Origin of the sequence: Pirellula sp. SH-Sr6A, from assembly GCF_001610875.1 — a bacterium.
Lineage (GTDB): Bacteria > Planctomycetota > Planctomycetia > Pirellulales > Pirellulaceae > JBKCUI01.
The window spans coordinates 1513441-1538210 of the sequence record NZ_CP011272.1 but is presented as its reverse complement, the minus strand read 5'-3'; the positions used below and the strand labels follow the sequence as shown (position 1 = coordinate 1538210).

Sequence of the window (24770 nt, the reverse complement as noted above, 5' to 3'; positions counted from 1 at the left end):
AGAAAGAGAGATTCGCATGAGTTATCAAGCCTGGGTGGCGGCCTCCGCCGGCGCCCCTTTCCAAAAGCAATCGTTGCATCGAGCACCCTTGGGACCGGAGGAGGTCGAAGTTGCCGTAGAGCATTGCGGTGTTTGCCATTCAGACCTTTCGATGTGGCAAAACGAATGGGGCATGTCGACTTATCCAGCGGTCTTGGGGCATGAAGTCATTGGGCGGGTGACGGCGATAGGGCCGCATGCCAAAGGGCTTGCCATTGGCCAGAGGGTTGGAATCGGTTGGAACAGTGGCAGTTGTATGCATTGCCGTCCGTGCATGTCGGGTGAGCACCATCTGTGCGATGGAGCCCAGCCCACGATTGCGGGTCATTTCGGTGGTTTCGCCAATTCGGTGCGAGCCCATTGGGCGTGGGCGATCTCCTTGCCAGAGGGGCTGAATGTCGCCGATGCGGGCCCCCTGCTTTGTGGGGGAATTACCGTCTTCAATCCCATAGCGACCTTTGCGACCCCGAAGAGTCGCGTTGGCGTGATCGGTATTGGAGGGCTAGGGCATATGGCGTTGAAGTTTGCGGCTGCATATGGATGCGAGGTAACCGCCTTCACTTCGAGCGAGAGGAAGTTCGAGGAGGCGCGGTCATTCGGTGCCCATCACGTCGTCGCGACGCGCGATAACGAATCGATCCAACGACTGGAGAAGTCGATGGATTTGCTCCTAGTTACGGTCAATGTTCCACTGGATTGGGATCCGTTGATCGCATCGTTGGCACCCAACGGGCGGATGCATGTAGTGGGAGCGGTCCTGGAACCGATTCCGGTCGCCGTATTTCCATTGATCATGCGGCAAGCCAGTGTAGGAGCGTCCCCGACGGGCTCGCCTGTTGATATGGCCGACATGCTTTCGTTCGCGGCGAGGCACAAGATTGCGCCGAAGACAGAGCATTTTCCGATGAGCGAGATCAACCAAGCTTTCGAGCACGTCTCCGCAGGCAGAGCACGCTATCGCGTCGTGCTCGATGCAGACCTTTAGATCCCTTCTCGTCATTGGAAGTTGCGAATTCGCTGGAACTCCGGCGGGAATGGTGGAATTACAGGGGCTAATACTGCAAGGTTCCGCCCCTAAACTCCCCACATTCTCTTTATCCGAAACGTCGTGAATTCGGGAACTTGAACAAGCCATCAATTAGGGTTGCAAGCGGCGGATCGTGTGGGTACATTTCGGGGGTTGTTGAGGGACTTCCTGCCATTGGAGGGTGCTGCAGAGCAGCGCGAACCTGAGGATGGTTTGGTGGTCTTTAAGCAGTGAAATTCCCCTGTAGCTCAGTCGGCAGAGCAGCGGACTGTTAATCCGCGTGTCGGTGGTTCGAGCCCACCCGGGGGAGCTCGACAGATTGAAGGATTAGTTACCCTTTGAAATGTCGTTGGCGGGGAGACCCGCCACCAACATAGCCAGCCCACCGGTTTTGTTTCACTCAAATCCGGGCTGGCTTTGTTCCAAGCAGGACCGGCCCCACGGTGTTTCTACTTAAAGCGGGCCGGTCCTGTTTTTTTCCGCCCCTGCCGACGATGTCTCAGAATTTGTCGGTGCCCGAGGATAAGCCATGTCGAGAATGAAGGCCCTCTTCCAAAAGGCTTGGACAGCTGTCACAAACCCTGGACAAGATGAGCGGGTCGCTCATCTCGTGATGCTCATTGGACGCGAGCTTCAGACAAAGAAGCAGGCTTTCAAATTGGAGGAAATCACCAACTCCTTTGATTGCCTACCGAAAGAGATCGCGCTGGCAGCGAAGCAATACTACGAGAAGCTTCTTACCAACTATTGGTCGGACGGAGTGCCTAAGGTTGAAAAGCAACAGATTTTGGCATTCATAGCGAAAAGATTGAAGCTCGATGCGGATATTGTTGATCGACTGAATATCGAAGTCGCAATGGTTTACTTCGGCGCTCAGCTTGGTGAATTCCTGGAAGATGGAATCATCACAGACGAGGAGCTCGCGATCCTTGAGGCGACAAGCCGAGCAGTGAATCGTTCCGTTCCACAATTGGTTTCGGAGCAATTGGCATCATCGAGTGTTGGGATTCTTAGAGGGCTGTTCGCCAATGCAATTGAAGACGGGTATCTAGAACCACAGGTATGGAACAACCTCGTTGCTTCGGCTCAGCGACTTGGCATTTCCGTTGAACAACTTCAAAAAGCCGTCCAGCCAATTGTTACGGGGTTCGCGGAACATGTGCTCGCGGATGCGAAAAGCGATAACGCTCTCGATAGTGACGAAGAGTCCTATCTAAAATGGATTCTAGAAACATTCGAATTCGAGCCGTCTTACTCTCAGTACTTCGCCAAAGAGATTGAATCTCTACGCGAGCGTACTCGTATCGCTGCTGGTGAAGTCGAACCCATTCCAATACCGCCAGGCGTCCATTTGCGATCCGGTGAAATCCTTTACTTTTGCGAAGAGGCAGTTGCAGGTATTGAACGCCATCGGCAGAGTGGTTCAACGATCAATCACCACGCCGGTCGACTACTCTTAACCGAGGGGCGATTGATTTTCGACTCGGCCACAAAGTCGATGAGTTTCCCTTACAAGTCAATCGTGTCGTGGAAGGCGGGCGAAGATTTTTTGTTGGCTCAGGTGACGAACAAGCCTCAAGTGATGTTCGTAATCCCGGAAGGCAACGAGCACTTCCTTAATGAAAAGTTTCGCGTGATCATTCAGATGTATAGCAGGGTTCTTCGGAAGCGGGTCGAAGGCCAGATCGATCGCCACATCCCACACGACATTAGACAAAGAGTTTGGCAACGCTATGGCGGCAAGTGCGTTGAATGTGGAGCTACCGAGTACTTGGAATTCGATCACATAATTCCGGTTTCAAAAGGTGGTAGCAACAGCGAACAAAACGTTCAGCTTCTATGCAGGAAGTGCAACCTCGCAAAATCGAACCACATCTAAAACTGCGTGATTTGCCTCTCTTTTTCGTGTCGTTTTGTGCGATTCGGTCCGTAGTATTTTCTTTTCCAACTAGTTGACAGTTCTTTTTTTCTTGCTTACGTTGGGCTGCAGTGAAACAAAACCACTCGCGTTGTTGCTCAACACTTCGGCCTAACTACCCGAACTCTGCTCAAGGCTTGTGGACCCTACAATCCTTTCTTTGCGTGCCGTCGCGTTCCTGCATGGAATTAACCGCCGCTGGAGCTACGTCCTATGTTGCTATGGGCTTTCGTGCAACTAGTTTACCTAACGGGGTGGGACACCCCTCGTATGGACCTTTCGTATCACGCCGCCAAAGTTGAGGAGCATAACGGATTCGTTTTGCGCGGCCATCATTTTGCAGGTGTCCGTTATGTCAACACTACCCGATCGTTCACTGCGGACCGAACCAACTCTTCGGCTATTTCACCCAAGCTCCGAAGCCCCAATTCGGCCTCCGTCACACCATCCTCCCAATCCTCCCCGAAGGCGGAAGAAACGCCGGTCGCTGCGGTTCGTTTACGAACGCTACGTCAAACCGGCGATGCTTACCGAAGGAGTTACCCCCAAGCACATGGCCGATGTCGAGCGACACTTGGCAAGCTGGGAAGCGTTCTGGGTAAGCTACAAAGCTTCCACGCCAATCGAGCAGCGGATCACTTATCCGCTGCTACCTGGCATCAAGCGCGAGCACCTCGAAATCTGGCGTCGACATCTCGTGTCGACCGGGTTGGCAAACCGAACGGTGAACAAGTACCTCGGCTCGATTCGCACATTGCTAGTGAACGCGGAAAAACACACGGTTCTGCGGTCTCGTCCGAAGTTGGAGCGACTTCCCGAGCGGAAGAAATTCAACGATCGGAAGCTCTACTTCCGCGATCAACAATTCGATGCACTGATGTTGTCCGCTGCTTCGCTCCGCTGGCCATCGCCCAAGGCGATCGGGATGCCAACCGGGGCTTGGTGGCAATGTGCTCTCGTCCTCTACCGATCCTACGGATTCCGGGTGCAGGAATTGCTCGCCTACGAGCGAGGCAAGCAACCGCTCACATGGGAGAACATCTGTCTGGACTCAGAGACTCCGAACCCCATGAGCGAAGAGACCAACGAGTTCGGATGGTTGTTTTACACACCACCCAAGACCAAGCGATTCAAAGCGGAGCCGATCTACCTGCCCTTAACGCGGTACACGCGAGCGGCAATCGATCGACTGGCAGCCGTGCCGCACGGGCCGACCGATCAACTCTTCCGGATGCCTCGAGCGCAGCAAAGCTTTTTCCGAGCCTGGTACGAGTTACTCGACCTGGCAAAGGTCAAGCCAAAGATTCCGGGCGTGCAGTTTTGCCCGTACCACTTTCGAAAAACGTGTGCGACGCATCTCAGTCGCCACAAGAACGGTCTAGCAACAGCAGTCTGTCGCTGGGGCTCCTCGCGAGATCACGACGGCGAGGGCTCGCGAGAGGCTCAGGTTGCGATGGACCATTACATCTGCGACGACATGCTGCTACGCGAGCTACACACGGCCCCATGGCCTAGCTCGTTCGAGCAGATTCTTAATCCAACGACCTGAGGATTCTCCACAGGTCAATGGAGGGCCATCGGGTGAGTTTCGGGCGTGACGCCCGGTGGCCCTTTTTTCCCCGCTTCAATCCAGGAGGGCTAGAGGTATGTCCATACAGAACAAACTTAGCAGCGATCCCTACTACGGCCTCGGCAAGAAACGAGGGATGCGTTGTACCTGCGGTGGGTTGATTACCTCGACTCACTGCCTCAAGTGTTCACTCGAAATCATGGCCAAGGCGGACAAGCTTGCCAAGGCGATCAACTCATCGAAGGAGAAGGTGCAGTCCCATGTCAAAGTCTAATTTTCCAAAGCAACTTCGAGCGGCCCTCGCCTGTATCGAGGCCCTCAAAATCAGCAGTAGCGATATCGCATCGGTAATCGTCGAACAAGAGACCCTCGGTGGAACAACCATCCAACTGAGGCCAAGTGCTTTTCTAGCACTCGTCCTTTCGCAATCGCTCGATCCTGAACGTCTGAAACGTAAGGAGAACGGAGACTGCGTGAGAGTGTCGTGTTTGTTTCGGGGGATCCAATGGGTCGCCTGGTTTGCGATCGCATCCCAGGCTTGGCATTCCCTCGAAACTCGCGATGGCGAGCTCCTGCAGAAGAAGGCCTCCAGGCTGGCAGGGCAAAGGAAATCTCCACGTCTCCTAGGAGCAAGAGAGGAGGTGGTCATCGAAGCCTAGGGGGCGAACCTTGGATCTGTAGCTCAGCTGGTAGAGCGCCGGGTTGTACCTGGAGGTCGCGGGTTCGAGTCCCGCCTGGTCCATAGAGTCTGACGTTTAAGCCTTTCATAGACTCTTTCAAAACGGAGAAGGCTGCTTGGCAACTCAGCGATTAGTTGCTGCCGCGATAGGGTTGCAGGCGACTGTGCGCAGGTCGCTGGGCTTCGCGTTCGATACGCGGGGGCGGTACTGGTAAGGAATAAAACCAGAGTTCACAAGGAGATTCGGCATGGAATTGGACCCGCCGAGCAAATCGGTCGACGCCCGCCAGGCGTCGCACGATTCTGCGATGGAGTTCTACCAAGAAAACCGCGACCGATTGATGGGACCATTGCCTCATCAATCGGATTCGTGCAACAGCGACATTTGGATGGGATTCTCGCTGGGATTCTTCAGCGGATACACGTCGGGTGTATTCGCTAGTCGTATTTATCCAATCGTCGCGGTACTGATCGCGTCGACACTCGCCTTTGCCATCGGCAGGGGGTGTCGCTAAATGAGTACCCTCCCGAACTTTGGATTTGCACCGAGGGATTGGTCTGATGCGATGCGAAGTCCTGCTCCCATGGTCTGCACCCGATCGCTCCATCCGAAATACGCAGTCCGACCCGCTGCACTGAGTGCCGATGGGGCACTGCATTGTTATGAATTCCGGTTCGATCGAACGACCTGGATCACCACCATTCTCCACATCGCGCACCTGGCTGGTTCAAGGGATGAAGCCTTGACCTTCGAGCTTGCGAAGTGGTGCGAAATCAAGATACGAACGACAGCACGCTACCACGGATGGATCTAGCACGATGGAACACATGGGAAGGAACTTCGTCGACCCGGCACACGTCCTGGTCGACTGTTTTTGGAAAGTACTGCTCGACGAATTTGGCGATCAAGCCAGATCCGTCCTGCCACCCTCCGTGCGAGAGCGGCTCAACGATGGTGCACATTTAGAGCGCTGCATCGAAACCATCATGAGTCTGCGAATCAAATCGGTCCTTGCCCAACGAGCCTTGGGATTGGAAGGGTACTTTGCAGGATGACGGACTCCATCAAGCAAGCGGAATTTGATTTCAACAAAGCGGATCGCTTGGGTTGGATCAATGAAGCGGAGCTACCCACCGGCCAAGCAGTGGACGGAGCCACGGTAGCACCGCAAACGATGAAACACATGCTCCGAGCGATCGAAAATCACTTGGGGAAGAACGAGTGGGCTTGGCCCTCTCAACAGACACTCGCTGGCGAGCTCGGATGCACAGAACGAACCATCCGGCGCGCAACCGAAGCACTTGAAGCGATGAGCCTCCTCATCACTCAACGACGAAAGAACCCGCACGGAACGGTATCACTCCACTACCGGATCGTGTGGACAGAACTCGCCATGCTTGAGCCCTCGCGAAGAGCACGATGGCGAGACCTTATGCAGAGCCAACGCGCGTCGCGTTCGATCCCTCGATCGACCGACAGCGACCAAACCCCTCGGCAGGTTGCGAGCGCGTTGGCCAACACGGATGAAACCCCTCGGACATCCCATGTTGGCCCTGCGTTGATTCATGCTGATCGGTCCCTCGATCGATCGGACATGCATCTACCTCAACCGGTCATGCGGTCCGACCGACCGGACATAGAGGAAGACCAACCGGACATTGTGACGAAGCAACCGGACACTATGTCCGGTAAACCATTATTAAACCACCAACCTAGAAACACTCCTCCTCCTCTCTCTTCAAGTCTGGAGAGAACTTGGGGGGAGGTGGAGGAGGAGATTCGTAAGCTCGGTGTCGCCAAGGCTCGCGAGTGCATCGCGGATGCTCGCATCGCAGGAGTGGAGCTCCACGAGATCGAAGCAATCCTAGCCCGGTATCGCGAGACGATTCGTTCCTATCGAGATCACTGGCAATGCCCACCCTACGTGTTGCTTCGCCGGATCCAGTCCCAACGGCCAGGAATGGATATCGCAATCGGATGGATCGGAGGTTTGGTACCCGCCTCAGAGCGGAATCGAATGCAGGTCGATCGAGCACGCGAGCAATCGCGTGAGTCCCGCACCAAGCTGTTCGAAACGATTCATAAGCCGGATAGACCGGCGAGTGCAGACGATCCCGAGTGGATCGAAGCAATGAAGAAGCTCGGAATTTCTAAATCGAAGTGAGACCCAAATGTTAGAGAAAACGTTGAACTGGCTGCGCGACTACTTTACCGACCAAGCAAAGGTTACTCCTACCGTGCTTGAAACCTTCAGGCCTGGCAAGCGGAAGCGGTTCATGTGGAATCCTGCGGCAAAAGAGCTCGCGACCGTCGAGATGGATCGCCCTGACAATACACACGTTTTGCATGGTGTCGATTCGTTGATCGACTATGTCAACAATTTGAAATCGGAGGCACGGACGAATATCTGGGTGGGGGTAGAACGGGTTACCGTGGAGGTGGTCGAGAATGATCCAAAAGACGTTCTGACAATGCCGTTCCGATTTCATCCTACCTTCGAAACTCTTCGCGACCTGGTGCTGCAAGCTTCGCTGCCCCAGCACGAGGCCATCAAGCTCCTGCGACAGCGATTTGCGGAGTTCGACCCTGGTTCGACGGCTCTCACCGCGATTCGCAATCTGAAGATTTCGACGCAGGACGATTTCACAACCGAGCAGGGACATACTGCCGCTCGTCTAGGGAAGTCTCTGGTGCAGGAAGCTGTTGGGGCTGCCAATCTTCCAGAGTCGATCGAGGTTCGCACACCCGTGTTTCTCAAGACCGGGACAGTGGACATTAGGTCGATTCGAGTTTGGTTGTCGATCGACTTTGCGAATCGAGGATATGTGAAGTTCGAGCCGGATGAGGCCCAAATGGAAGATGCCATCATCCGAGAAAAGATGGAGCTGATCGGAATCATCGTTGACGGAACGAAGGAACGACCAGTAGCCGTTTACGACGGCGAGTATGGCGTCGCGAACTAGTTCCATTCCCATCACGCCCGTTCTTTCACTCTCTTAAAGTCACAATCAAAATGAATGCTCAAACACAACTCCTGACTCTTGAAAACTTGGGTGCCTTCGATGATGGGCTCCTCGCCGCTGCTTTCGCTGCCAACCTCAAACTGATCATCTCCGACCTGAACGACCGTCCACACGACGATCGAACCCGGAAGCTCACACTCGTGATGTCGTTTGTCCCTTGTGCCCATCAGAACGACTTGGACCGAGTAAAGGTCGAATACAAAGTCACACACAACATCGCAGGCCACGAGGGCCGTGAGTGCACCCTCACTCCGAAGATCATGGACAAGCGAATGCACTTGGTTTTCGCTTCCTCCGGTACCGACGCCAGGCAGCCAGAGCTCGGGCTTGAAGACGAGTAAAGGAGCAGCCATGCAGCGGCCAAAGGCATGCGTCGAATGCGGTTCGGATTTCGCAATCGTCGATCGATACGAAGATTTCAGTACTTGTAAGTTCTGCGCGGAGAAGCTTCGCATTTCGAACGCGGGTGAGTGCGATGAATGTCATCGAATCATTGAGCCAGGCGAGAAGTACCACATGGAGTGGGTGAAGTACTGCGGAAAATGTGCCCGCCGTGAAAAGCTACCGCTTAACCGCGAGTCGCGGAGCGTACCGAAGAGTGAATATCAGTTCTAGAAGGAGTCGGAAATGAAGATATCAGTTACAGGCCCTCGGGGCTGCGGAAAGACGTCCACAGCCTTGTTCATAGCCGAGAAGTTAAGAAAAATTGGCTGTGTCGTTAGAATGGTTGGGGAGTCAGCGGAAAGGACCGTATGGCTTAACCGCGAGCATGCAGAAGGGTTCAAGTGGCCGTACAAACCATTTCCGAATCCTCCCGAGGGCATCGTTTCCGATGCCACCGGATCGCAGGCTACCGAATTGGATTGTGCGTTAACGCCGATTGCAGACGAAATCCCGAAAGGCTTTGAAGTTCATATCGCAATCGGTGTTCATTTCCGAATGGTGGAGTTGATTGGGCCTGAAGGGGAAACAATCGAGTTTGCGAGCAACCATGTTTCGATTGGGCAAGAGATTCGAGACGCGATCGAGCACGCCAGAAATGGGGCCTACTAGATGACTCGCGAACGAATTCGGCGATTGGCCCACGTGCTTTGGGCTGCCAACACGGCGCCTATTTCGAAGATGCACTTCTATCCGATCAAGTCGCTAATCTGCCAGCGATTTGGAGTGAAAGACGGAACCGATTTGCAACGCATCGTGCAGACTTGTTGGTCATGTGGAGGATCCGGCAGGCATTTCGAGTATGACGACTGCTACCGATGCGATGGTTCAGGCATCTACTCGTCCACCTACGTTGTGCTTCAGCGCTGGAGGGTTGCTGACAAATTGTTTCATCAGCCGATCGAACGAGTTCTCTACAACGATCTAGGTGGACGCGAACCAAACATTCATGATCGGATCAAGCATTCACCCTGCTCGTGGTCCCCAGCAGCGAATTTAGCGATCGGACGGTTGTTCGATCGCTGGTTCTATTGGGAATGTGCCCAATGGCTTCAAGATGACGAATTTGGCCTTCGGATAAGGCAATGCGAAGCGGCCTGCAAATGGGTGGTTGGCCCAGACTGGTCAGTCATGTATCACGCTCTGCCTGCGGCGAGGAGTTTGATCGATTCATGAGTGCATTCACAACTTGGACATCGAAACATCCGCCTGAGGTGGTTTACATGGTGCAATGGGACCACATCGAGGCGGAACGCGATGGAAAGAAAGACGTAAGGCGATTTCATGTTTGGTGCGACGCGGAGTCGTTGAAAGGTGAGATCGAGCACTTAGAGCGACGGAAGATGGAGTATTCGGTTACCGAGTACTCCAAGAACACTAGCCCGATCCCCGCCTACGATTCGGAGCAAGTACATGCAAAGAGTTAGGTCAATACGATCGCTTCCAGATGGTTTTCGTGAGTTCACACCTCCTCCGGGCCCAGAACCGATTTGGTCCGTACTCGCGGAATGTGTTGACGTCGCGAGACGCGTGGGAGCGCCGGACGTAACGGTAGAGGAAGTGTTCGACGGCCGTCGGACAAAAGTTTCAATTCGAGTTGCACAGATAGAAAAGCGGGCTTGCACCATCGCATCGGAGGAATGATGAGCGAATTAACGAAAGTCGAGTTGCCGGAAGAGTGGGTTCGTCTTTTGACGCACACGCTTGGGGCAGGAGCACGCGTTCGGAAATCAAAGCACGGCTATAGGAATCACTTCTGCGCGGTGATCGGAACTCCGACGTGCGATGTATGGGAGGAAATGGTGTCTTACGGATTGGCAGAACGAGGCGGGGAGATCAACAACAGCACGAATCGCTACTACCGGGCAACCGAGGCGGGCTGCAAGGCAATTGGATTGAGCAAGGCCGCTATCAAACGAGCTTTCGAAGATTGAGCAACAGCGGTCTTGAACAACGCATCAATTAACAACGTGCACCGAAGTGGGCCGCAATGGGGGAGCGTATTTATGCAAAATGAAAAGTCGAGCAAGCCGGTACAGTCTGTTCCGCGCCGAAATGAACGGTCGCGAATTGCGGAATCGGTTCATATGGCAGCGTACGAGGTCTATTCTCACGTCTTTCAACCTCAGCAAGCACTGGTAGAGGGTGAATGCCGTGGCGGGTTTGGTGTCGGTGAGTTGATCGCGTACTTATACGCACGTGGTTTTCCTAAACCCGAATGGAAGATGCGAGTCCACGAAGCGTTGAATGGACACACGAATCTTTAGATTGCAGTCAGTGCGGACTGAGTACGGGCAACGAAGAGGAGAGAGACTGGCAATGGAAAACACAAAAATTGAATGGGCCACGCACACATTCAATCCGTGGATGGGATGCGTCAAAGTAAGCCCCGCGTGCAAGTACTGCTATGCGGAACGCGACATGGATCGGAGATTAGGAATTGCGAGGTGGGGGGAGCATGGAACACGCGTTGTTACCGGCGAGGAGTACTGGCGTAAGCCGATGAAATGGGAGCGAGAGGCAAGAGAGAAGGGAGTTCGCTACCGGGTCTTTTGTGCATCCCTCGCGGATGTGTTTGAAGATTGGACAGGCCAGGTGCACCACTCCTCCGGAGTCCCAATGTGGCGAATGAATGTTCCGGATGGAAATGATGAGTGCTGGGGATACAAAGAAGTACTTGACGATCCGAACACGGGAACACCGCTGCATTTGGACGATATCCGGCGGCGTTTGTTTCAGGTGATCGACGCGACCCCAAGCATCGATTGGTTGTTGCTCACCAAGAGACCGGAGAACATTCCTCGGTTCTGGCCTTCATTGTGGGTTTCACACCCAATGCCAAACTATATGGGCCACGCGGATAGAATGAGATCCAGGTACCGGACAAACGTGTGGCTTGGTACATCGGTTGAGAATCAGGAGTTCGGGGAGAAGCGACTTCCTGAGTTGATGAAGTGCCGCAAATTCGCGCCTGTATTGTTTCTCTCCTGCGAACCCTTGTTGGGGCCGGTCGACCTTCGATCAATCGCTAACGCATGTCGCAACTGCGACGATATCGGAGGGTGCGATTGCGACTATCCGCCGTTGGGGATCGATTGGGTTATAGCGGGCGGCGAGAGCGGCTTAGAGGCTCGGCCAAGTCATCCGGCGTGGTTTCAAGGGTTGAGCGAACAATGCAAGAAGCACAACGTTCCGTTTTTGTTCAAACAATGGGGCGAGTGGCTACCTGCGAGCCAGGGCGGGAACAATGGAGCCGTTCACGAATGGCCCGATGGCGAGATTTCGATCAACGTGGGAAAGCACTACGCGGGCCGGAAACTAGACGGGGAAGTGCATGATGAATTCCCCCATTCATCGATCGGAGTTGAACATGTCTGACTTGATCACACAACCGATGCGAATTCAACGAAAGCGAGTCAAGGGATGGAGACTACCGGCGAACACGGTTTGCGTAACTCGTCCAGGTCCGTGGGGAAATCCATTCGGATCCGCATCAGAGTTTAACGAAGCGGTCGAGTGCTGTTCTGAACTACGCCATGTTCCGGAGTGGATGGATTTTGAGAAAGGGCAACGCATACTTTGGATCATTGAGCATATGGATGAGCTCAAAGGTAAAAACCTCGCTTGCTACTGTCCCCCGGAAAAGCGATGCCATGCAGATATGCTTCTAATTTGGTCAAACCTGTAGCGACTTGACGCGGGAGCTAATTCGCAGGTAAGCTCCGTCCCAGACTCCTGATCGAAAGATTAGGGAATTGGGGCCGGTCCGAGTTCGCGCTCTGGGTTAAACCAGTACTCGGCCCGGTTTTTTTGTTAGCTCGCCTCCAATCGCTTTGCTGCTTCTTCGCAGTAGGCTTCGTTGATTTCAATTCCAACGGCCGTCATGCCTAACCGTTTGCACGCAAGCAACGACGTTCCGGATCCAGCGAATGGATCCAAGACCGTGCGGGCATCTTTCGCAAACCCGAGGCACCACTCCATCAATGCAAGTGGCTTCTGGGTCGGGTGAACCTTTCCATCCTGTAGGGCTTTCGAGCGCGAGTACGTGAAAATTCGAGCCGCCTTTCGTTGATTGGTCCAGGCGAACTCACAATCTGCGAGCGAGAACTTGCGCTGGCCCTTGTCCCATACCAACCATCGCATGGAGGGCGTGAGGTAATCGGAAAAGTAGTTTCCGCCCCAAATGATCTGTTGCTTGGTGCGCTCGAGCATCAACGCAAAGACCGATGCCGGTGGGCGGGATTCGTCCCAGTTGGTGTCTCCATAGTCACGCCACGTCCCCTTTCCTTTCTTCGCTTGTTGACGTCCGCCACATCGGTCCGCTTTGATCCCATACGGCGGATCCGTGAGAAGCAAATCGAACGTGTCGAGGTACGGGAGGATGTGGCGATTGTCCGCGTGGTAGAGCGTGATACCCTCCTTGCTGTAGTAGGGCTTGAGCGGGAGGGGCGGGCGAGCTGCGGGACGCCAGGCAGTGTTCGCGCAGGGGGAAACCTTGCTTGCGGTTCGGGGCATGGTCAGAACTTTCGTTAGGAGTCAAGCTGTGCATCAATGGGGGCGTGTGTATCTCTGATGCGAGATTTCCACAGCAAGACCACTTCGACCTACTTTCATCGAGCACGCGCGCGAGTCTTATTCCGTTCCTTTGGCTTGGACCTAGCAGGCTTCGTTTGGGACGTTTGTTGAGGCCCGTACCATCGTTCTTTGTTTTTCATCCAAGCACCGATCACGATCAACACGCTGCTTGCAAGCTTAATCAACTCGATAGCCCAGTCTTGCCAATGTCTATTTCCGTCGTTCATACTGAGACTCCCAGGAGGCCGTCTCCCCATGTCCGAACATAGCAGCGTTGAGACATGGGGGGCGGCTTTCGTGTTTCTAAATATCCGATCACCCGAACGTAACACACGGTTGTGTGATTCTCAAAATGGGTGAATCTGCCTACCATTAAGAACGCGAGGCCCGTTCGATTTTTTACAATGGGACACGAATTCCCAAGTTTTTTTGGTGCCAATTAGCGATTGGCAATTTTAGAAGCTCAAACCAACTCGTAACTGCGATCGCAACGAGGGGTTTGGCATTTGGTGCAGGTGCAGTACCTCAACACGACCCGATTGAAGCGGTCCCCGTCCTTGGAAACGCCTTCGTAGGCGAATACGTGCTTTCGGTAGTACTTTGTCCGGAGAGAACTACAGCAGCGAGGGCAACGCGATCCCCTCACCGCACATTCTTCATACTTCCGATTGGGGATTCCCCGACGGCTCTTGATCGTTGGGCGTGCGGTCTTTCGCGCTTTCTTGCGTGGCATTCGTTGCTCCATTGCGATAGCGATACCCACGCCGATCGGGCAATCCTAGCCTCGAGCGCGCATAGGAGTTCAGGGACCGATTCTGCTCTTTGGCAGAATCGTGCATCTCGGCGAGCTCGCCGGGAGTGACCCGAACGAACAGAACGGAACATGCCGAGCCAACTTTGTTGAGACGCGCGCGTGTGCGATTCATTTGGCCTCCAAGGAGTCGATGATGGCACGGAGCAGATTTCGATTCATCGCGACATACTCCCCGGTAATCAGACCCCGGTTGAGCTCGATCCTATCGATCGTTGTCAGAACTGGCTTTTCGAGATGCTCGCCGGAGTAGTCGGGAAGCGAGCGATCTAGGGAGGTGAGAATCGAGCGGATGACGGATTGCCTCCGCCGCGTTGGTTGGCCTGTCGCTTTTCCTGCCCTGATTGGTTTGGCTGGCATCGCCTCTCTCCTATGCGATGAGTTTTGTTGGCCTTCGCTTTGGCTTCTTCACGCGTTTCGGTTCCAACTTGATGATCGAACCAAGTCGTGCACCGCGAATGCTCGCGAGTACTGCACTCCAATAAAGCCCGTCCCACCAGTGGTTGTCTGGTTTGGCTGGAGGCAATACCCACTTCTCAATACTTCGATCCCCGTCGGATCGGGTTTGCGGTTTTTCCGCTCGCCAGTGTTCCGCGATCAATCGATGTTCGGTGGCCAAACGTGGACGATAGAGAGAGAGCGACCCAGGGTCACCCGTCGCGACGTTTAGCCGTGCATTCACGAATGATTTAAACGCATTACTATCCGCGAGGCAATGGCGACCACCGTCGGTGCTGTGTTTCACGATCCAATTGTCACCTCGAAGCTCACCCGGTTTGATGGCCCACTCGTTGAGGTTCCTCGCCCCGACGTCGAAGGCCTTACCCTGGCATGGGAGCAGCAATTGCCTTTTAGGATGGCCAGCACAGATAGCCCTCACCGTTTTGGTCGACGGTCCCCAGGCCTGGTCGATTCCGATCAACTCGATTGACGCGGTGCGAGGGTCGGACTGTTGGGACGGTACCGAGTAACGGCATTCCGCCAAGTAGTTGATCAAATCATTCAGGCCAGCCGTCAAACGCCCTTCTAGCCCACGGCGAGGATACTTTCGAGTGAGCGTGGATTGTGCGTTTCGAAGGGAAAAATGTTTCGCGACTTGTTCCGGCCAGGTGCCATACTCCAGTACCCATCCGGAGTAAGTATCTTTCTCCCATCCCACGACGATGTAATACAGAAGTTGGCCCTGAACATCGATAAAGGCGGTGATGAGATTCGCTTCGATCGGGAGCTCGCTGCGGGCATAGTTCGAAATCTTCGATTCGATCGATTCGATCGAAATCATTTCGACATCGATTGTTTGATCCTGCGGACTGTTCTGAAACTCTGCGTCGAACGTCGCTGGGGATCGGAGCTTCTGATTGAACGCGGATTGGAGGGCGGATATCTCGCCAGGCTTGTACCGTCCGTCCCAAGAGACTTTGGAACCACGATCCATCTCGTCGCGATTCTGCAGATACCATTCGGTCGCTGCGGCAAACGAACCTTCGGTCCGGAGGCCTTCGGCCCGGAGAACAGCGTACTGTTCCCATAGGTCCATACGGTCTGGCCACTTGTATACCAGCTGGTAGCGTTTTCCTTGCCAATCGGGAAACTTCTCGCGGTCGAGCAATTGATCCGCGACATCATCCTTGGCGATCACGGTTACCGTTGCGAACCCTGCGATCGCGACATCGGGCCCCGCCAAACCGAGTACTGCACCGGTGATGATGGAAAGCCTTCGGTTGACCTGACTCGTCGAGACGGCCGAACGGTCCGTCTGGGGATCGTCCAGCACGAATAGGTCGGGCCGAATTTGCTCTCCGGCAGGCGTCGTGTGGTTCATTCCCCGGACTCTCCCGAGGATCCCGCAGCATTCGATTACCGCACCCGAGCATGGGGTGAGGTTTGCGCGATCGACTCCATTTTCCTCGCGATCGACCTCCGTTTCAGCCACAGGGGGTTCTTTGGTGCTCTTTCGCTTCGCGGCTGAGGGCCGTTTTGGGCCTTTTCCCGCGTCCTCGTCTACTTTGGCCCGAACGGTCGGGAAAACGATCCGAGGCCCCTTCCACTCGATGTGTGTGCGTTTGCCGAGGTGAAGTTGGCCAATCGCCTTGTTCCCGCGTCCCTGTAGGGCTCGGATCGGAAACACCGCTTCTGGGAAGAGTTCGAGCAGCCGGTCGTTAGATTCCAGTTCGGCTTTGAGGGCCACCAAGAGCTTGATTGCCGCGTCGCGATCGGCGCCGATGAGTGCGACGTACTTTCGACGGCCGGTGAGAATCGCCCAGAGGCATGCGACCTGAACAATGGTCGTTTTCCCGGATCCACGCGGCATGGCCAACGTGTAGAGCTGGCCGTCGACGATACAGGCCTGGATCCGGGCGAGAACCTCGATGTGATCCGGAGACCAGTCGATTTTGAATTTGGCAGGAAAGCAAACTTCGCAGAACGCTCGAAACGACTTGATGCACCGTTCCCGGAGCTTCGCATCCTTTACCTTCGGGATGGGGCCAATATCGCGACCCTCGCGGGACTGATCCGCCTGGCGTTGTCGTTCCCGCTCCTTCCGGCGTCGGTACCGATCGCCAGGCGAGTCATCATCAGAGGCGACCATGCTGTTGCGGGATCAGTTCTCGGAGCAAACGCGTTCGTGGATTTCTCCCACCATCGAACGAATATCGCGAAGGTTTTGACAAACCTCCTGATTGGTTTCCTGAACGGAAGTCAAAGTCTGATCGGTTCGCTTCAAGTGGTTGATGGCGGAATCCTTCAGGGGCAGAATCAACTCATCGAAGGTTTTGCGGCAGCCATTCGAAATGGCGCCTCCCGCTACGTGGGCGAGTTTCCAAGCTCCCACGCCGATGGCGATGAGGACAACGACTGCTAAGCCGTTGTTGAGATAGTTCATTGCAGAATCCATGGCGTGGACCTTGGGAGGCGTGGACATCGGGCATTCAAGACGAAACGAATCACTTCCAACGCAGGAAGCGAGACCGTTTCACCGTCGATTGTTTGGGCGGGCAGCCACCGGGGGGACATTGGGAGTACTGCACGCGTGGCGACTTTACCGGCCTCGTCTCGAGAACTCTCTCGAGTGAGGTTGAAACCGACGTTGATGGGCCAGGAACCGGGCAGCCCTCCGGTGGGCACACCTTTGGCGATTGATACGTTTTCGTGCCCGTTCCGACAGCGGACCATTTCGGTACCGACGGAACCAAGTTAGCCTCCGGATCGATCGTCTTATTCGCCGACGGCCGTTCGAGATGATCGACGCGTGCCTCGAGATCGTCGAGGCGTCCATCGGTTTCAACGCTTTGTTGCTCCAGTGCATCAATGCGCTCGTCGAATGCAGACTGGGGGCTTTTACTGCCGCTCCCATCTGGTGATGGGGAGGGTTCCGGCGACGAGGGCGGTTTCTCGAGGCGAGCTTCAGTGACAAGTGACATGTCGATCGAGCCATCCTCGCTAAGCGGGGAGAAAGTCATATGTCGCACATCGAAGCTGACTTGTTTTGCTGAAGCCGGGAGACTTGGGGGTGGCTCCGGAGCTCGCGGATAATCTGCGGTGGTCTGGCAGCCGAGAAACATTCCCAGTGCCAAGCATGCGAAGACAAGAAGTACCGAGCTACATCCCATTCGTTTGGTTTTCATCCAATCACACTTTCTTTCGAGAAATCGACGTTACGAGGTCGTGGGGTTGAGAGATCGCTCATACCTACGATTGCGGTGTAGGGGTGAGCGCACATTTGATCGATGGCAGCAGGTGATATCTCCGTGTAGGAGTCCTGGTGCGAATTGAGTCGCCAGAGATAGTTCCTGCCACGCGAGTCTTTTCGCTTGGAGTAACCGAGCACTGCGTATGCGTGGCCACCGTCGAAGCGAGTGAAACGCACGCGCTCGAGTTGTCCATTGGGCGCGTAGAACGAGTCGTTCCAAGAGGTACCGAACAACAGAGTTCCGACTCGCGATGCGAGGTAGTTGAAGCAATCGTCGTAGGACTCACACCAGGTGTGAGACTGAATCCGGTATGGCTCCGCAGCCTTTCGCATCTCCGCCGTTATTAAGGACCTGGCGTTACGCGGATACGGGGTGACGTAAGGGCAAAGCCGGAGGGGGCAGTAGCCTACCTCGCGAGCTGCTCGGAGATGTCCCGCGATTGTGGATCCATCGTCTCGACCAATGAGATCATCGAAGCGTTGAGCTTCGAGGTATTGGAACAACGGCGAAAATTGTCGCTCGGCCGAGTACTTGCTTTCACCCATTGCGTAGATGAACAGGCGTTCCCCGCAATTCGTGCTACCGAATCCGCCACACGATCCCATGTTGCCCTGCAGATCGTGTCGTACCAGTTGACGCGGGTCGATTTCCTCGGGCGGAGTGTAATCACGGACGGTGAACGGCAGGTTGATCGCCGTCGATCGGATTTCCTCACGTCTCTCGCGCTGGATCGCATAGCCGGTGAATACGGTCATGATTATTTGATCCTCGGGAAGGCTTTGGAAACGCGCTCGAGTACAGCACGAGCCTGGTCGTACTTCTCTTCCGGGATTTCACCTTGAAAAGGCATTGCCTTTTCAAACGCATTGTCGAAGCCACTCTTGGCCTCCTCTCGAACCGCTTTGGTTTTTTCGGCGAGGAAACGGAGCAGCTGCTCTTCCGTTTTGATCGCGGTTCCAATCTCTACGGCCGCATCGGCGAACACCCGGCGATAGCCCTCGCTCGTTCGACGCATCATCTCCACGGTTTCGTCCTCAATCGTCTTGGCGATCGGTACGTTGTCGGGAGTGGGGAGAGGTCCTGGGGCGGACGATTCGGGTAGCGAGCGCAAAAAAAGGATTGCGATCGCAATCGGGACAATGATCGCGATGGGAGAGACCGGCTGTGATGCTTTAGTCATCGATCGATTCTCCCATGACTCGCCATTCCTCCGCATCGATCACGGTGGATGGTTCGGGTTGCTTCCACCGTGACCATACTTGGTAAAGCAACCATGCGAGCTGAAGCATTAACAAGATCGTCTCGACATCCATCCCAGCGACTCTTGGATCCTTCTTCACGGCGACGATGAGAGGATGCTGGGTTTCGGTTCCAAACTCTCCTTCGAATTCAGCAGCGGATGGAACTCTGGCAGACTCGCAATGGCGATTCCACTTCTCGCGTGCAATATGTCGCAGGCGGATTTTTTGCAGTCGTCGTAGGGTGGCCATCGTGGTGATCCGCTCGGAACGAAGATGAAATTGTTCGGGCTGAGTTGCTTAACTCAGTGCTGGAGGATCCGGCTTTTTCGAATCCAAGAGTGACCGGAGCAGTTCAAGAATCGGAAGAGATCCGTCTTTCGAGGACCGAATGGTCTCGATCCCTGCGTAGGCCAACATCGTTTGCCAGATCGCTTGGACCTGGTCAGGCGTCATCCCTGTTTTGGATTGGAAGACCACGACGAGAACCCCGACAATGAGAGCCCAAGCGCGACGAGATTTGAGAATGGAAGCGATGGCATCATTCATTGGTTAGAACCTTAAAGGTGATGGATCCAGACTTAGTAACATTTGCGACCTGGCGTAGACGCTTTAGCACCAGGTCGATAGCCGCGATCTTTTCCGCCCCAACAGCCTTGAGGGCTTTGTGCTGTGCGAAGTAGGCCTCGACGTTTTGCAATGCTCGCTCAGCATTGGGATGATCGGCGAGCAATAACGCGATCAGATGGGCCGCGTTAGGAGCACTGGAGCATGCGGAGGTTTGATCCTCCGCGATGTTCAGCTTTCCAACGAAGGATTCTGAGATGGCCTTCTTGCGAAGTCCCTTTGCTCGAACTGTGCCCGATACGGTGAGCTCGACTTCGGCTTCGCCAGGTGGTAGCTGTTCGCGATCAAAGCGGTTCTTCGCCAGGTAGTTGATTGCTGCCCAGAAAGCCGATTTCGCATCCATCCTGTGTGCCCTATCGAGTTTGAAGAACGCGGGCGGAGCGAATCCATTCGCTGCATCATGCTTTTCCGCCCGCGTGACGGGTCCCATCCTAGCAGCGGACCATATCGGCGCATCATCGCGGTGCGCACTGCGGAGTTACTTTCTAACGACGGAGTCTTCAGCCCGAGGGGACACCACATGCGATTCGTGAGATGGTCTAGGCATGACTCCTCCGTTGTTGGCCACGTTCGTCCAACGTGGTGTATTCGCGAGGTTGGATGCCTTCGGCTCAACCTTGCGAATTTATTCTTAGAGATCCATCCACTTCGCACATGGCGACATCATGCAAACCGTTACCCTCGGCCAACTCCGTTCAATTGAAAAGACCATCGACCCAAAGCTCGATCACGGGATCGCCATTCGGAATACGGTCAAGGCCCATGAGGGTTACGGGGACGAAGTCGCGTTACCTGTGCACGACAAGATTGCCGAAGCATGTCTCAATCAATTGACACCGTCGAACCCCGACCCGATTCTCTCCGAACAACTACCTGGACCGATGCTGCAGGATCAAAGTGGGATTTCCGAATCACCATTTCCAAAGCTCGACGTCTAAAAGGGGATGGAATCGACGTTCTAAACCCCGAAACGGTTAAAAAGCTGTTCTCATCACCACTCTCGCTGATCGAATTCGTCGCCGAGATGATGCGAGATGAGTGGCAGCATAAAGGGATGTGCTACGAGCAATTCTCCGATCTGCTGACGCAGGAAGAGCATTCGTTTACATCCATGCAGTCCTCGATCGAGTACTCCTTTGCCGATTTTTTCCGCCGTCTCGGCCACAAGCATTACGCCGTCGTGGCCGAGCGGGCAATGGAATCGGCGAATCGGATCATGGAACAGGCCGCAGCGATCGCCGATCAGCGGACGCAGAAACTGGCCAGCAGAATGGAACGCGAAGCGATCGAGCGAATGAACGCCGAATTCGACGCGCTCGAGGCAAAGCCCGGAAGCTTGCTAGACAGTGCTGGAAGATGATTTTCGAATGGTCTGGGATTCTTCAAGTGGATCCCGGCCCTTACAGTGCTCGCGAGTTGCGAACGATGTACCTCGCGTATCAAAGAGAATCGTGGGATCGGATCGCGATGTTGCAGGTCATTCATTGCACGGAATCCGTGCATCCGTTTGATTTGAATCCGTATCGGAAACGTCGCAGTGAATACGGGTCCATTGCGATCGAACACGAATACGAGCGTCTGAAGAGACGTGGAAAGGTCGCCTGACCGATGGCAAAGATAGCGTCCGAGTTCAATATCCACGCGAGCGCGAAAGATCTCTTCTTCGATCGCGCTCGAGTTATCAACGCGATAACGGCAGAGAATCATAAACGGTTGTCGAAGGCCGGGGCGTTCATTCGGCAGAGAGCACGCACGGCCATTCTTCGCCGCCGAAAGCGAGTTTCGAAGCCGGGAGAACCTCCGAGCGTTCGTTCGCGAGATTCGTTCGCAAACCTTCGCAACATCCTGTTCTTTCTCAGCAAGGATTGGGAATCCGTTGTCATCGGTCCTCGTGTGGTACCGAGTGCCAGGCTAAAGCGGTCCAACCGCAGGACCGTCCCCGAGCTGCTCGAAAAGGGCGGTACTTCGATGGTCACCAAAACGAGGCTCACAGGAGAGAGAACCAGTTCGATATCGGGTGTGTGGCTGTACGGTGATCGAAAAGGGGAACGTTGGAAGGACGCTGAAAAGGTCCATTACATGGCTCGTTATGAACCTCGTCCATTCATGGGGCCCGCGTTGGACGCAGAAATCAAAGCGGGCACCATTGGAAATCTCTGGGTCACCAGATAGGAATCGAATTCGATGGCAGCCAAAGACATAGAAGCGGGTAGAGCTCACGTCCTCTTGAGTATTCGAGACCGCATGCAGCAGGGCCTCAAAGTAGCTGAGAAACGACTACGACAGTTCGGTACCATGATGGCAACGAGTGGCGGTGTCATTGGCGCCGGGATGGGGGCTGCGCTCGCATGGCCCATCAAGCTCGCTGCCAACATGGAGCAAACGAAGACATCCTTTGCGGTGTTCCTCGGCGATGCAAACCTCGCTGAGAAGAAGCTCAAAGAGATCGAGCAGTTGGGGGCTGAAACCCCATTCACATTCGACCAACTCAAAGACGGTGCACAAACGTTGCTCAATTTTGGGGTGAGCGCCGACGCCCTGTTACCAACGCTTAGGAATCTCGGAGATGTATCGGGAGGAGATGCCGAGCGTTTTTCCCGCCTCGCTCTCGCATTTGGCCAAGTCATGGGTAAAGGTCGTCTGATGGGCCAGGAAGTCAATCAGATGATTGAAGCCGGTTTCAATCCACTTCAGGAGATTTCGCGGATCACTGGCAAATCTATGGCCAAGCTTTCCGAGGAAATGGAAGCAGGTCAAATCTCCTCTCGAATGCTCGCCACGGCTTTTGCTTCCGCTTCCGGGCCCGGTGGTCGGTTCAATGGGATGATGCAGAAGCAGTCCGCGACACTCACCGGGTTGTTCTCCACGTTGATGGATAATGCCGCGATCGTTGCTCGGGCACTTGGCAATGCAATGCTCCCAACGCTGAAGACATTCACCCAGATTGGAATCACGCTTTCGAAGGTCATCACCAACTTCGTGGAGAAGAATGGGGAGTTGTTCCAAACGATTGGTACCGTGGCTCTCGTGGTCGTCTCGGTTGCGGGGGCATTCATGGGGCTCGGTGCTGTCATCATGGGAGCATCGTTCGCTGTCGGGCTGATTGGCTCCGCAATCGGGTCACTGGTTGCCGTGGCCGCATTTGTTCTGAGCCCGATGGGAATTCTCATCGGCATCCTCGTGGGGCTGGCTGTCGCCGCCTATTCGTTTCGGTCCGAGTTGGCCATCCTATTGGCTCCGCTGATCGCATTTATCCAGCCTGCGATTGACGCACTAATGGTTCTATGGGGGATCTTTACAAGTACTTTCAACGGAATCGTGGCCGCGATGCGATCCGGCGATATTGAAGGTGCTGCCGCGATCGCTTGGGCTGGGTTTCAAGCTCTCGCTTGGACTGCTCTCGATTCGTTGCTCGGTGGGGTATGGGAAGCGACTGGCTCCATCGGTAAAGCAATTCTCGCAGGGCGATGGGACCTGATGGCAGCCATCGCCATGGGCAACGTTCGTTTGACGGTCTTGAAGGCGTGGAATGGAATCAAGTTCTTTTGGGACATGGCAGCTACCGGTATGGGGACGGTTTGGGATGGCATCGTGTGGGGGATGCGCACTGCCTTTCGCACGATGGTGTTTGGCATCGCACAATCCATCGTTTGGATTGGCCAACGGTTCTATGATTTGCTCGGCTACCTCGAACCCATCTTTGAGTACATCGGTAAGAAAGACCTCTTCAATACAGTTCGAGAAAGCTTCAACGGTCAAGGGATCGGAAATGTCCTCTCGGAAATGCAGGCCCAAGCCCAACGAGAAGATGACAAGGCCTACAACGCCAGCATGAGACGACGTGACGCCGCGAACCTTAGCAATATGGGCCAACGAGCCGCTGCGGAGAAGAAGCTGCAAGACGAGTTGAATCAATACCAACAAGAGGCCAACCAAGCGGCAGCCGAGCAAGGTTTGAATACTCTCGGAGATAAGGCCCGGCAGGCCCAGGAAGCTCTTAACAACGCACTCAATGCCGCCAATGCGGAACGAGAGAGAAAAGAAGCGAGCGCAGAGCAAATGGCGGGAGGCCCGCAGGCACTCCTTGCAGGAGCAACGGGTGCGGTAAAGGGTGGTGCACCGAATTCCGGAACGTTCTCAGCACTCGGTTCGATGCTATCCGGATTAGGCAGGAATACCGCGATGGAATCCACGGCGAAGAACACCGGGGAACTCGTGAAGATCGCGAAAGAAAAGAAGCGTGAGGAACGCGAAGGGATGAAGGATTAGATCGATGGCGTTTCGAATCAAAATGCTTTGCGGTGCCACGGGTAGCGCGACGGACCGTGGTGCGGATGATGAAATGAATCTCTCGTGGGAGGTTTGGGCGAATACTCCAGCCGAAAGGAACGACGAGCAGTACTTCCCGAATTGCTTGAACCATTTGCGAAGCAATGTACCGGGCTTTTATGTACAGACTCCGAGTTCCAGTAGCGACGTTCAGACCCTTTATCGAGGCAAGATCTCATGGCGAGAAGATGACGACACAAAGCGATTCATCTTCGATGTGAATTACCGGACTGCCGAGATCAGCGAATCGATTTATCGGTGGTCGTTTGATACCCAGGGGGGGACAGTGAAGGTTTTCACCTCTCGGGCAACCCAGCGTTATCCTGCAGGAGCTCCGGACCATCAGGGCTCCATTGACGTCAACGACGAGAACGAAGCACAAGGCGTGGAGATCATTCTTCCCGCACTCAAACTCAGCGTTCGGAAGAGGTGGAACAAGAACAGCACGCTGTTCGGCCCAACGTCCTTTATCGACTATATGAAGGCCATGGCAGCCTACACCGGCAGAACCAATTCGGTTCCCTGGCAAACTTTCGGTGCTGGTGAACTGCTCTTCTTGGGGGCGAGTGGTGAGTACGTTCCCTACAAAGACAACGAGGTGGAGTACCATTTCGCGGCATCGCAGAACATCGCGTCCTATGCGATCGGAGCCATATCGGGCATTGCCAAAAAGGGGCATGACTACGTCTGGGTGAAGTACGAGCACAACGTAGTGAGCGGCAGCCGCGTGAGACGCCCGAAGTGGGCATATGTCGAACGTGTCTACGACGAGTTCGCACCGACCTTACTGGGGCTTTGAA

General features: G+C 54.7%; 36 protein-coding genes and 2 tRNA genes. 27 read left to right on the top strand and 11 right to left on the bottom strand.

What is annotated here, in order from left to right:
• Positions 1-16: 16 nt before the first annotated feature.
• From VN12_RS06205 to VN12_RS06105, 21 genes are all read left to right on the top strand, one after another.
• On the top strand, positions 17-1024 hold the full coding sequence (locus VN12_RS06205; protein WP_146676014.1) for an NAD(P)-dependent alcohol dehydrogenase: 1008 nt from the start codon (positions 17-19) through the stop codon (positions 1022-1024).
• Positions 1025-1303: 279 nt separating this feature from the next.
• Positions 1304-1376: transfer RNA gene (locus VN12_RS06200), tRNA-Asn, on the top strand.
• Positions 1377-1595: 219 nt separating this feature from the next.
• Entirely contained in the window at positions 1596-2945 is a 1350-nt protein-coding gene (locus VN12_RS06195; protein WP_146676013.1) for an HNH endonuclease, read from the top strand.
• 391 nt (positions 2946-3336) lie between these two features.
• Entirely contained in the window at positions 3337-4533 is a 1197-nt protein-coding gene (locus VN12_RS06190) for a tyrosine-type recombinase/integrase (protein WP_146676012.1), read from the top strand.
• Positions 4534-4630: 97 nt separating this feature from the next.
• Positions 4631-4828 (top strand): hypothetical protein, encoded by a 198-nt coding sequence (locus VN12_RS06185; protein WP_146676011.1) that lies wholly within the window; start codon positions 4631-4633, stop codon positions 4826-4828.
• Positions 4815-5213 (top strand): hypothetical protein, encoded by a 399-nt coding sequence (locus VN12_RS06180; protein WP_146676010.1) that lies wholly within the window; start codon positions 4815-4817, stop codon positions 5211-5213. The genes VN12_RS06185 and VN12_RS06180 overlap by 14 nt, the downstream gene beginning before the upstream one ends.
• 12 nt (positions 5214-5225) lie before the next feature.
• Positions 5226-5296 (top strand) — tRNA-Thr (locus VN12_RS06175).
• 185 nt (positions 5297-5481) lie between these two features.
• Positions 5482-5748 (top strand): hypothetical protein, encoded by a 267-nt coding sequence (locus tag VN12_RS06170; RefSeq protein ID WP_146676009.1) that lies wholly within the window; start codon positions 5482-5484, stop codon positions 5746-5748.
• A complete protein-coding gene (locus VN12_RS06165) occupies positions 5749-6048 on the top strand; it encodes a hypothetical protein (protein ID WP_146676008.1) in 300 nt (99 codons plus the stop codon).
• 13 nt (positions 6049-6061) lie between these two features.
• Positions 6062-6289, top strand: a complete 228-nt coding sequence (locus VN12_RS06160) for a hypothetical protein (RefSeq protein WP_146676007.1) — start codon at positions 6062-6064, stop codon at positions 6287-6289.
• Positions 6286-7398, top strand: a complete 1113-nt coding sequence (locus VN12_RS06155) for a helix-turn-helix domain-containing protein (RefSeq protein ID WP_146676006.1) — start codon at positions 6286-6288, stop codon at positions 7396-7398. Before VN12_RS06160 ends, VN12_RS06155 begins: the two co-directional genes overlap by 4 nt.
• Positions 7399-7405: 7 nt before the next feature.
• On the top strand, positions 7406-8197 hold the full coding sequence (locus VN12_RS06150; protein WP_146676005.1) for a hypothetical protein: 792 nt from the start codon (positions 7406-7408) through the stop codon (positions 8195-8197).
• Positions 8198-8247: 50 nt separating this feature from the next.
• Positions 8248-8598: a hypothetical protein gene (locus VN12_RS06145; protein WP_146676004.1), complete on the top strand. Its 351-nt coding sequence runs from the start codon at positions 8248-8250 to the stop codon at positions 8596-8598.
• A gap of 10 nt (positions 8599-8608) precedes the next feature.
• Complete coding sequence (locus VN12_RS06140) at positions 8609-8872, top strand: hypothetical protein (protein ID WP_146676003.1); 264 nt, start codon at positions 8609-8611, stop codon at positions 8870-8872.
• 12 nt (positions 8873-8884) lie between these two features.
• Complete coding sequence (locus VN12_RS06135; RefSeq protein ID WP_146676002.1) at positions 8885-9310, top strand: hypothetical protein; 426 nt, start codon at positions 8885-8887, stop codon at positions 9308-9310.
• The gene (locus VN12_RS06130; protein ID WP_146676001.1) at positions 9311-9874 is read left to right on the top strand and encodes a hypothetical protein; all 564 of its coding nucleotides are present in this window, start codon (positions 9311-9313) and stop codon (positions 9872-9874) included.
• Entirely contained in the window at positions 9871-10125 is a 255-nt protein-coding gene (locus VN12_RS06125) for a hypothetical protein (protein ID WP_146676000.1), read from the top strand. Before VN12_RS06130 ends, VN12_RS06125 begins: the two co-directional genes overlap by 4 nt.
• A 213-nt stretch (positions 10126-10338) precedes the next feature.
• Entirely contained in the window at positions 10339-10632 is a 294-nt protein-coding gene (locus tag VN12_RS06120; RefSeq protein WP_146675999.1) for a hypothetical protein, read from the top strand.
• A 72-nt stretch (positions 10633-10704) separates the two neighbouring features.
• Positions 10705-10965, top strand: coding sequence for a hypothetical protein (locus VN12_RS06115; RefSeq protein WP_146675998.1), 261 nt, complete (start codon positions 10705-10707; stop codon positions 10963-10965).
• Positions 10966-11017: 52 nt separating this feature from the next.
• The gene (locus tag VN12_RS06110) at positions 11018-12076 is read left to right on the top strand and encodes a DUF5131 family protein (protein ID WP_168164246.1); all 1059 of its coding nucleotides are present in this window, start codon (positions 11018-11020) and stop codon (positions 12074-12076) included.
• On the top strand, positions 12069-12386 hold the full coding sequence (locus VN12_RS06105; RefSeq protein WP_168164245.1) for a DUF4326 domain-containing protein: 318 nt from the start codon (positions 12069-12071) through the stop codon (positions 12384-12386). Before VN12_RS06110 ends, VN12_RS06105 begins: the two co-directional genes overlap by 8 nt.
• 125 nt (positions 12387-12511) lie before the next feature.
• On the opposite strand, the gene VN12_RS06100 is transcribed toward VN12_RS06105, so the two are convergent.
• The 11 genes from VN12_RS06100 to VN12_RS06045 all read right to left on the bottom strand — a co-directional run bounded on the left by VN12_RS06100 (position 12512) and on the right by VN12_RS06045 (position 19984).
• Entirely contained in the window at positions 12512-13213 is a 702-nt protein-coding gene (locus VN12_RS06100) for a DNA-methyltransferase (protein ID WP_146675995.1), read from the bottom strand.
• 716 nt (positions 13214-13929) lie between these two features.
• Complete coding sequence (locus VN12_RS06090) at positions 13930-14199, bottom strand: hypothetical protein (RefSeq protein ID WP_146675993.1); 270 nt, start codon at positions 14197-14199, stop codon at positions 13930-13932.
• Positions 14196-14444, bottom strand: coding sequence for a hypothetical protein (locus VN12_RS06085; protein WP_146675992.1), 249 nt, complete (start codon positions 14442-14444; stop codon positions 14196-14198). Before VN12_RS06085 ends, VN12_RS06090 begins: the two co-directional genes overlap by 4 nt.
• Before the next feature lie 10 nt (positions 14445-14454).
• Entirely contained in the window at positions 14455-16674 is a 2220-nt protein-coding gene (locus VN12_RS06080; protein WP_146675991.1) for a terminase gpA endonuclease subunit, read from the bottom strand.
• A gap of 12 nt (positions 16675-16686) precedes the next feature.
• Positions 16687-16980 (bottom strand): hypothetical protein, encoded by a 294-nt coding sequence (locus VN12_RS06075; protein WP_146675990.1) that lies wholly within the window; start codon positions 16978-16980, stop codon positions 16687-16689.
• Positions 16981-17029: 49 nt separating this feature from the next.
• Complete coding sequence (locus VN12_RS06070; protein WP_146675989.1) at positions 17030-17710, bottom strand: hypothetical protein; 681 nt, start codon at positions 17708-17710, stop codon at positions 17030-17032.
• A complete protein-coding gene (locus VN12_RS06065) occupies positions 17707-18531 on the bottom strand; it encodes a hypothetical protein (RefSeq protein WP_146675988.1) in 825 nt (274 codons plus the stop codon). Before VN12_RS06065 ends, VN12_RS06070 begins: the two co-directional genes overlap by 4 nt.
• A gap of 2 nt (positions 18532-18533) precedes the next feature.
• On the bottom strand, positions 18534-18956 hold the full coding sequence (locus VN12_RS06060) for a hypothetical protein (protein WP_146675987.1): 423 nt from the start codon (positions 18954-18956) through the stop codon (positions 18534-18536).
• Positions 18949-19266: a hypothetical protein gene (locus VN12_RS06055; RefSeq protein ID WP_146675986.1), complete on the bottom strand. Its 318-nt coding sequence runs from the start codon at positions 19264-19266 to the stop codon at positions 18949-18951. Before VN12_RS06055 ends, VN12_RS06060 begins: the two co-directional genes overlap by 8 nt.
• Before the next feature lie 48 nt (positions 19267-19314).
• Entirely contained in the window at positions 19315-19563 is a 249-nt protein-coding gene (locus tag VN12_RS06050; RefSeq protein ID WP_146675985.1) for a hypothetical protein, read from the bottom strand.
• Positions 19556-19984 (bottom strand): hypothetical protein, encoded by a 429-nt coding sequence (locus tag VN12_RS06045; RefSeq protein WP_146675984.1) that lies wholly within the window; start codon positions 19982-19984, stop codon positions 19556-19558. Before VN12_RS06045 ends, VN12_RS06050 begins: the two co-directional genes overlap by 8 nt.
• Before the next feature lie 322 nt (positions 19985-20306).
• On the opposite strand from VN12_RS06045, the gene VN12_RS06040 reads away from it, so the two are divergent.
• The 6 genes from VN12_RS06040 (at position 20307) to VN12_RS06015 (ending at position 24769) form a co-directional block, all read left to right on the top strand.
• Positions 20307-20579 carry a hypothetical protein gene (locus VN12_RS06040; RefSeq protein ID WP_146675983.1) on the top strand — a complete coding sequence of 91 codons (273 nt, stop codon included), beginning with the start codon at positions 20307-20309 and terminating at the stop codon, positions 20577-20579.
• Between the two features lie 86 nt (positions 20580-20665).
• The gene (locus VN12_RS06035) at positions 20666-21001 is read left to right on the top strand and encodes a hypothetical protein (RefSeq protein WP_146675982.1); all 336 of its coding nucleotides are present in this window, start codon (positions 20666-20668) and stop codon (positions 20999-21001) included.
• The gene (locus VN12_RS06030; RefSeq protein WP_146675981.1) at positions 20998-21246 is read left to right on the top strand and encodes a hypothetical protein; all 249 of its coding nucleotides are present in this window, start codon (positions 20998-21000) and stop codon (positions 21244-21246) included. The genes VN12_RS06035 and VN12_RS06030 overlap by 4 nt, the downstream gene beginning before the upstream one ends.
• Positions 21247-21249: 3 nt before the next feature.
• Positions 21250-21813 carry a hypothetical protein gene (locus tag VN12_RS06025; protein ID WP_146675980.1) on the top strand — a complete coding sequence of 188 codons (564 nt, stop codon included), beginning with the start codon at positions 21250-21252 and terminating at the stop codon, positions 21811-21813.
• Between the two features lie 12 nt (positions 21814-21825).
• On the top strand, positions 21826-23910 hold the full coding sequence (locus VN12_RS06020; RefSeq protein ID WP_146675979.1) for a tape measure protein: 2085 nt from the start codon (positions 21826-21828) through the stop codon (positions 23908-23910).
• Positions 23911-23914: 4 nt separating this feature from the next.
• Positions 23915-24769, top strand: a complete 855-nt coding sequence (locus VN12_RS06015) for a hypothetical protein (RefSeq protein WP_146675978.1) — start codon at positions 23915-23917, stop codon at positions 24767-24769.
• Position 24770 lies beyond the last annotated feature (1 nt).